Annotated in this window: 8 protein-coding genes; 7 read left to right on the top strand and 1 reads right to left on the bottom strand. The window is 71.2% G+C overall.

The genetic code is table 11. The annotated features are described in order from the left end of the window. Positions 1-304, bottom strand: a 304-nt coding sequence (locus AC2W7A_RS06950; protein WP_485990716.1) for a DUF3097 family protein, incomplete at its 3' end; no start/stop codon positions are given. Positions 305-442: 138 nt separating this feature from the next. On the opposite strand from AC2W7A_RS06950, the gene hrcA reads away from it, so the two are divergent. The 7 genes from hrcA to era all read left to right on the top strand — a co-directional run bounded on the left by hrcA (position 443) and on the right by era (position 7,379). Then, positions 443-1,456 (top strand): heat-inducible transcriptional repressor HrcA, encoded by a 1,014-nt coding sequence (gene hrcA, locus AC2W7A_RS06945; protein ID WP_485990715.1) that lies wholly within the window; start codon positions 443-445, stop codon positions 1,454-1,456. Positions 1,457-1,557: 101 nt separating this feature from the next. Continuing rightward, the gene (dnaJ, locus tag AC2W7A_RS06940) at positions 1,558-2,694 is read left to right on the top strand and encodes a molecular chaperone DnaJ (protein ID WP_485990714.1); all 1,137 of its coding nucleotides are present in this window, start codon (positions 1,558-1,560) and stop codon (positions 2,692-2,694) included. 1 nt (position 2,695) lies between these two features. Next, positions 2,696-3,448 (top strand): 16S rRNA (uracil(1498)-N(3))-methyltransferase, encoded by a 753-nt coding sequence (locus AC2W7A_RS06935; protein WP_485990713.1) that lies wholly within the window; start codon positions 2,696-2,698, stop codon positions 3,446-3,448. A gap of 88 nt (positions 3,449-3,536) precedes the next feature. Further along, the gene (locus AC2W7A_RS06930; RefSeq protein WP_485990712.1) at positions 3,537-4,580 is read left to right on the top strand and encodes a PhoH family protein; all 1,044 of its coding nucleotides are present in this window, start codon (positions 3,537-3,539) and stop codon (positions 4,578-4,580) included. After that, the gene (ybeY, locus tag AC2W7A_RS06925; RefSeq protein WP_485990711.1) at positions 4,570-5,043 is read left to right on the top strand and encodes an rRNA maturation RNase YbeY; all 474 of its coding nucleotides are present in this window, start codon (positions 4,570-4,572) and stop codon (positions 5,041-5,043) included. The genes AC2W7A_RS06930 and ybeY overlap by 11 nt, the downstream gene beginning before the upstream one ends. Before the next feature lie 9 nt (positions 5,044-5,052). After that, entirely contained in the window at positions 5,053-6,387 is a 1,335-nt protein-coding gene (locus tag AC2W7A_RS06920) for a hemolysin family protein (protein WP_485990710.1), read from the top strand. Next, the gene (gene era / locus AC2W7A_RS06915; protein WP_485990709.1) at positions 6,384-7,379 is read left to right on the top strand and encodes a GTPase Era; all 996 of its coding nucleotides are present in this window, start codon (positions 6,384-6,386) and stop codon (positions 7,377-7,379) included. Before AC2W7A_RS06920 ends, era begins: the two co-directional genes overlap by 4 nt. Positions 7,380-7,712 lie beyond the last annotated feature (333 nt).

The raw sequence follows: 7,712 nt of genomic DNA, 5'->3' as shown, positions 1-7,712 counted from the left end.
CCGTGCGCTGCGGGGGGCCCGCTGCACCGGGGCCGGCGGCACGCTCGGCCGGGACCAGGACCACGGGCTCGCCGTCGATCCAGAACCCGACGCCGAGCGGGAAGGACTTGCGCCGTCCGCGGCGGTCCTCCAGCACCACCACGTGGACGCCGCCGGCCCGTTCCACGCGGATCACGGCGCCCACGAACCCGGTGGAGACGTCCTCCACCACGGTGCCCGGCGCGGCGCCGACCGTCTTCGCCTGCTTCCGGGCGGGGCGCTTCAGCGCGTCGGCGGGTCCGGGTCCCCAGCTGCTCCAGTCCATGGGTCAGCACCCTAGCCACCGGGCTGCCCGCTGTGAGCGAACCCGCGCCGACCCGCCGTGAACTCGCGGCCGGATCGCCGTAGGATCAGCACTTGAGTCCGGAGAGTGCCAGCGAAGCAGGGAAGGAGTCCGATCCACATGAGCGAACAGCCGCGCCGCATGCAGGTGCTGCAGGCCATCGTGGAGGACTACGTGGCCCTGCGGGAGCCGGTGGGCTCCAAGGCGCTCGTGGAGCGCCACGGCCTCGACGTCTCCTCGGCCACGGTCCGCAATGACATGGCCGCGCTGGAGGAGGAGGGGCTGATCACGGCCCCGCACACCTCGGCCGGCCGCATCCCCACGGACAAGGGCTACCGCGTGTTCGTGGACCGCATCTCCGAGGTGAAGCCGCTCTCGGCCGCCGAGCGTCGCGCCGTGAAGGCGCTGCTGGAGCCGGAGGCGGACATGGAGCACATGATGGACAACGCGGTGCGGCTGCTGGCGCAGCTGACGCAGCAGGTGGCCATCGCCCAGTTCCCGCATGAGGACGGCTCCACCGTGCGCCATCTGGAGCTGGTGTCCCTGGCCCCGCACCGGGTGCTGGTGGTCCTGATCCTCTCCACCGGGCGGGTGGACCAGCGGGTCGTCGCCACCGAGCAGGACGCCTCCGAGCCGACCCTCGCCGCGCTCAAGCAGCTGCTGCTGCAGTCTCTGGACGGGCTGACGCCCACCCAGGCGGCCGCCGTGCTGGAGACGGTGGCGCTGTCCGTCCCGCCGCAGGACCGGCCCCTGGTGGACACGCTGACCGCGGCGATCGGCCAGTTGCTGGAGGCCGGCCGCCAGGACCGCATCGTCATGGCCGGCACCGCGAACCTGGCCCGCACGCACGGGGACTTCCCGCAGACCATCGGCCCCATCCTGGAGGCGCTGGAGGAGCAGGTCGTCCTGCTCCGCCTGCTCACGGAGATGGAGCAGGACGTCCGCGGCCTCTCGGTGCGCATCGGTTCGGAGAACGCCGGCTCGCTGGCGGACACCTCGGTGGTGGCCGCCTCCTACGGGCCCGGCGCCGTGGCCAAGCTCGGCGTGGTGGGCCCTACCCGCATGGACTATCCGGGCACCATGGCCGCGGTCCGTGCGATCGCCCGCTACCTCTCCCGGATCCTCACCACCTGAGGCCCGCCGTCCCGGCGGAGCGGCACACCGCTTCCCGACGACGGCCCCTCAGCCCCGCATCGACCCTCACCTGAAGTCTTCTGGAAGGAAGAGTCCCCACCGTGTCCGACCACTACGAGACGCTCGGCCTGTCCCGCGACGCCTCCCAGGAGGAGATCCGCCGCGCGTACCGGAAGCTGGCCCGCAAGTACCACCCGGACGTGAATCCGGGCGAGGAGGCCGCCGACCGCTTCAAGCAGATCTCCCACGCCTTCCAGGTGCTGAGCGATCCGGAGAAGCGGCGCAACTACGACTCCACGGGCAATGAGAACGGCAATGCCGGGTTCGGCGGCTTCAGCGGCGGATTCGGCCAGGGTGCCGGGGGCTTCGGCTTCGCGGACATCTTCGAGACGTTTATGGGGGCGGCCGGCGGCCAGCGCGGCCCGGCTTCCCGCACCCGGCGCGGCCAGGACGCCCAGATCCGCGCGCAGATCTCGCTGAAGGACGCCGTCTTCGGCGCCGAGCACACCCTGCAGGTGGACACCGCGGTGACCTGCGAGACCTGCCACGGGTCCTGCTGCCAGCCGGGCACCTCCCCGGAGACCTGCTCCACCTGCCACGGCCAGGGCATGATCCAGCGTCCGGTCCGGTCCGTGCTCGGCACGATCATGACCACGGAGGCCTGCCCGGGCTGCCAGGGGATGGGCACCACGCTGCCGAGCCCGTGCCACGAATGCCACGGCCAGGGCCGTGTCCGGGCCCAGAAGCCGCTGACCATCAAGGTCCCGGCCGGCGTGGACACCGGCACGCGCATCCACCTGGCCGGCCGCGGCGAGGCCGGCCCCGGCGGAGGGCCGAACGGCGACCTCTACGTGGAGATCGTGGTGGCCCCGGACGCCACGTTCTCCCGCGACCGTGACGACCTGACCACCACCGTGACCGTCCCCATGGCGGCTGCCGCCCTCGGCACGACGATCACCCTGGAGACCCTGGACGGCGAGCAGACCGTCACCCTGGAGGAGGGCACCCAGCCCGGGCATGTAGAGGTGCTCAAGGGCCTGGGCGTCGGTCGGCTGCGCGGTGCCGGCCGCGGCGACCTGCGCGTGAACGTCCTGGTGGCCACCCCCACGGACCTCACCTCGGAGCAGCGGGAGCTCATGGAGCGGCTGGCCGAGCTGCGCGGCGAGGAGGTCGTGCACGGGGCCAAGCACCAGAAGTCCATGTTCGCCCGCATCCGCGAGAACCTGAAGAACCTCTGACGTGACCGCCCACCTGTTCTACGCCGCGCCCGGGGACCTGGACGGCACCCGTCCCGGCACCACGGTGACGCTCACCGGTGCCGAGGCCCGTCACGCCGGCGGTGCCATGCGCCTGGGCCCGGGGGATCCGATCCTGGTGGCGGACACCCGTGGCCGGCGCGCGCACGGCACCGTGGACACCGCGGACAGGGACGCCGTCACGGTGACGGTGGAGCAGGTGGAGGACACCCCGGCGCAGCGCCCTGAGCTCGTGCTCGTGCAGGCCCTGGCGAAGGGGGACCGGGACACCCTCGCCGTGCAGACGGCCACCGAGCTCGGCGTGGACGCCGTCGTCCCGTGGGAGTCCGAGCGCGCGATCGTGCGGTGGCGCGGCCCGAAGGAGGCTAAGGCCCGACAGAAGTGGGCCGACGCCCTGCACGCCGCGGCCAAGCAGGCCCGCAGGGCACGCGTGCCCGTCCTGGAGCCCACCGTCACCGGCACCACGGTGAGGGAGCTCGTGGAGGAGGGGGCCGTCGTCGTGGTGTTCCATGAGGACGGGACGCAGGGGATCACCGCCGCCGATGCGGCGGACTGGGCCCGGGCGGAGCGGATCGTGCTGGTGGTGGGACCGGAGGGCGGGATCTCCGCCGCCGAGCTGCAGGCGCTGGTGGACGCCGGGGCGCAGCTGCGGCTGCTGGGCCCGCACGTGCTGCGCTCCTCGACCGCCGGACCGGCCGCGATCGCCGTCCTCCAGCACCTGCTCGGACGCTGGTGACGGACGTAGACTGGCCACCGAACGCGCACCGCCGCCACGGCGCGAGCGCCCCGCACGACCGACCAGCAGCACTGCGAACCCCGAGGTGATGAACCCCATCGTGACGTCCGCCCACGCCGAGACCCGGCCCACCGACCCCACCGGCCACCACAGCGTCCACTTCGCGTCCCCGGACCTGATGGTCCGCACGCTGGGCCCGCAGGACGCGCTGCTGCGGATCCTCGCCGGTGTCTACCCGCGCGTGGAGGTGTCCGTCCGCGACCAGGAGCTGGGGCTGGACGGGCCGCCGGCCGACGCCGCCGCGGTCCGGCGGATCGTGGAGGACCTGCGGGGCATCGCGCACCGGGACATCCCGGTCACCGCGGACACCATGGAGCAGGTGGTCACCCTCGTGCGCGGCGGGCGTGCGCCGGCCTCCTCGGCCTCCCGCGAGTCGATCCTGTCCGGCCGCGGACGCAAGATCCGGGCGAAGACCGTGAACCAGCAGGAGTACGTGGACGCGATCGACCGCTCCACGATAGTGTTCGGCATCGGCCCGGCCGGCACCGGCAAGACCTACCTGGCCATGGCCAAGGCCGTGCAGGCGCTGCAGGCCAAGGAGGTCAACCGCATCATCCTCACCCGCCCCGCGGTGGAGGCCGGGGAGAACCTCGGCTACCTGCCCGGCGGGCTGTCCGAGAAGATCGACCCGTACCTGCGCCCGCTCTATGACGCGCTGCATGACATGGTCGAGCCCGAGTCCATCCCGCGTCTGATGGAGGCCGGGACCATCGAAGTCGCCCCGCTGGCCTACATGCGCGGACGCACGCTCAACGACGCCTTCGTGATCCTGGACGAGGCCCAGAACACCACCGGCGAGCAGATGAAGATGTTCCTCACCCGTCTGGGCTTCGGCGCGCACATGGTCATCACCGGGGACACCTCCCAGGTGGACCTGCCGCGCGGCACGGCCTCCGGCCTGGCCCAGGCCGTGGAGGTCCTGGAGGGCGTGGACGGGATCGAGATGATCCGCTTCGACTCCTCGGACGTGGTGCGCCACCGGCTGGTGACCGCGATCGTGGACGCCTATGACACCCTGCGCCCGGAGACCGGCCGCGGGACCCAGTCCGGAAGGAGGGGCCGTGGCCGTTGAGATCGTGAACGAGTCCGGCATCGAGGTGCCGGTGGAGGACCTGCTGGCCATGGCCCGGCACGTCTACGCGCGCCTACACATCCACCCGCAGGCCGAGACCGCCGTGACCGTGGTGGACGCCGCCCGCATGGCGGAGCTGCACGTGGAGTGGATGGACCTGGAGGGCCCCACTGACGTGATGAGCCTGCCCATGGACGAGCTCACCCCCGGCACCGAGTCCGCCCCGTCCGAGGGTGTGCTCGGAGACGTGGTCCTCTGCCCCGAGGTGGCCGCCGAGCAGGCCGCTCGCGGCGGCCACTCCCGTGACGACGAGCTGATGCTGCTGCTCACGCACGGCATGCTCCACCTGCTCGGCCACGACCACATGGAGGAGGACGAGCGTGCGGAGATGTTCGCGCTGCAGGACCGTCTGGTCTCCGAGGTCCTCGGCCGTCCCGCCCCCGCACCGACCATCGAGGACTGACCCGCTGCCGTGATCACCCCTGTCATCCTGGTCGTCGCCTTCGTCCTGTTCATCACCCTCACCTGGGTGCTGGCGCTGGCGGAGTCGGCGTTCACCTACCTCTCCCGCAAGGACGCCGAGGAGATCGCCCGCACCAGCGGGAAGTCCACCGCCCTGGACGTGCTGGCCGAGCTGCCGGTGCACCTGGGCTCCCTGCGGTTCTGGCGGCTGCTGACCGAGTCCCTGGCCGCCGTGTGCATCACCATCGCGATGGTCGAGTTCACCGGGGCCACCTGGTCCGCCCTGCTGTCCTCCGCCGTCCTGGTGATGCTGGCCGCCGGCCTGCTCGGGGTGTGGTCCCCCCGGCCGATCGGCTCCCGCAACGAGGCCGCCGTGGCCAAGCGCACCGGTGGCCTGGTCCGCGGCCTGACCAAGGCCCTGGGTCCGCTGTCCGGCCAGCTCGGCCGGGACCGCCGCCGCCCGGAGCTCGAGGTGGACGAGGAGGACGACTTCGAGGAGCGGCACCTGCGCGAGGTGGTGGCCCGCGCCCATGACGCGGACATCCTCGCCGACTCCGAGGCCGAGCTCATCCAGTCTGTCTTCAACATGGGGGACACCCTCGTGCGTGCGGTGATGGTGCCGCGCACCGATGTGGTGACCATCGACCAGGACCACACGCTGCGCCAGTCCATGCAGCTGTTCCTGCGCTCGGGCTTCTCCCGTGTGCCGGTGATCGGCGAGGACTCGGACGACGTGCGCGGCATGCTCTACATGAAGGACGTGACCCGTGCCCTGCACCGTGAGGGGGCGGACGAGTCCCAGCCGGTGTCCGCACGCATGCGGGATGTGCGCTTCGTGCCGGAGTCCAAGTCCGTGGCGTCCCTGCTGCAGGAGCTGCAGCGTGAGTCCACGCACGTGGCGATCGTGGTGGACGAGTACGGCGGCACGGCCGGCCTGGTGACCCTCGAGGACCTGATCGAGGAGATCGTGGGTGAGATCTACGACGAGGACGACCGCCACGAGCACCCCGAGGTGGAGAGGATCGCGGACGGCGTCTACTCCGTGGACGCCCGCATGAACGTCTCGGACTTCGCCGAGGAGTTCGACGTGGACCTGGACGACGAGGAGGACGTGGACACCCTGGGCGGCCTGCTGGCCAAGCACCTGGGCCGGGTGCCGATTCAGGGCTCCGAGGTGACGGTGCAGGGCATCATCCTGCACGCCGACTCCCTGGAGCCGCGGCGCAACCGCATCTCCCGGCTGCGTGTGACCGAGACCGAGGACCGCCCGCTGCGCTTCCGCCATCGGGAGGACGACGAGCAGGACGCCGATGCGGCGGAGAAGCATACGAAGGAGCACGCATGAGCCGCCGAGGCAGGGACGGGGAGAACGAGGCCCCATTGCTGGATCTCAGCGAGGTGGACCCGGACTTCCGTTCCGGCTTCGTCTCGCTGGTGGGCCGGCCGAACGCCGGCAAGTCCACGCTGACCAACGCGCTGGTGGGGGAGAAGGTGGCGATCACCTCCTCCAAGCCCCAGACCACGCGCCACACCATCCGCGGGATCGTCCACCGCGAGGACTTCCAGCTCGTGCTCGTGGACACCCCGGGCCTGCACCGTCCCCGCACGCTTCTGGGCGAGCGGCTGAACGACCTGGTGGCGGAGACCCTCAATGAGGTGGACGCCGTGGGCATGTGCATCCCCGCGGACGAGTCGATCGGCCCGGGGGACCGGTTCATCGCGCAGCAGCTGAGCTACCTGAAACGGACGCCGGTAGTGGCGATCGTGACCAAGACGGACAAGGTCTCCCCACAGCAGCTGGCCGAGCAGCTGCTGGCCGTCACGGCCCTGGGGGACCAGGTTATCGGCCCGGAGAACAAGGGTGAGGGCTTCCGTGCGGTGGTACCGGTGTCCGCCGTGGAGGGCCGGCAGGTGGAGGACGTGGAGAAGGTCCTCCACGAGCTGCTGCCGAAGGGGCCGCCGCTCTATCCGGACGGGGAGCTGACGGATGAGCCGGAGGCCATCATGGTCGCCGAGCTGATCCGTGAAGCCGCACTGGAGGACGTGCGGGACGAGCTGCCGCACTCTGTGGCCGTGGTGGTGGAGGAGATGGCGCCGCGCGAGGACCGGCCGAAGGACAGGCCGCTCGTGGACGTCTGGGCCTCGCTCTACGTGGAGCGGGACAGCCAGAAGGGCATCATCATCGGCAAGAAGGGTGCGCGCCTGCGCAAGATCGGGCAGGACGCCCGCGCCGGAATCGAAAGGATGCTCGGAACTCCCGTCTATTTGGATCTCAGGGTCAAGGTGGCGCGGGACTGGCAGCGGGACCCGAAGCACCTGCATCGCCTCGGCATGTGAGGGCAGTCCAGGTGCACTGAGCGCATCGACGAATCATCAGCAGGGCTGCGGTCCGGACACAGGTTCCGGACCGCGGCCCGGTGTTTGTGGGGGAGTCGGCGGGGTGGGCCGGGGTCTCAGCAGGTGCCGGACGGGTTCCACCTGTGGTGGCTGGCTTGTTCCCGGCACCTTCGGAACGGATATTGCGGGTTGCACGGCACCGAATATGGGGGGTGAAGCGCCCTGGGTTTCGTTCCGACCTACTTCCTCAAGGAGGATCGGACCATGCCCCAGAAGTACAGCCCCGAGTTCAAGGCGAAGGCATTGCAGCTCATCGAGGAGCGCATCCGCGCC

It is taken from the genome of Micrococcus sp. LASM2_SD2, from assembly GCF_057364565.1.
The sequence above is the reverse complement of the archived record's forward strand: the minus strand, read 5'-3'. Positions and strand labels throughout refer to the sequence as shown.

What these genes read in the sequence shown, in the direction of transcription:
- era (WP_485990709.1), top strand. Translation starts at nt 6,384, where the DNA reads ATGAGCCGCCGAGGCAGGGACGGGGAGAACGAGGCCCCATTGCTGGAT.
- AC2W7A_RS06930 (WP_485990712.1), top strand. Translation starts at nt 3,537, where the DNA reads ATGAACCCCATCGTGACGTCCGCCCACGCCGAGACCCGGCCCACCGAC.
- hrcA (WP_485990715.1), top strand. Translation starts at nt 443, where the DNA reads ATGAGCGAACAGCCGCGCCGCATGCAGGTGCTGCAGGCCATCGTGGAG.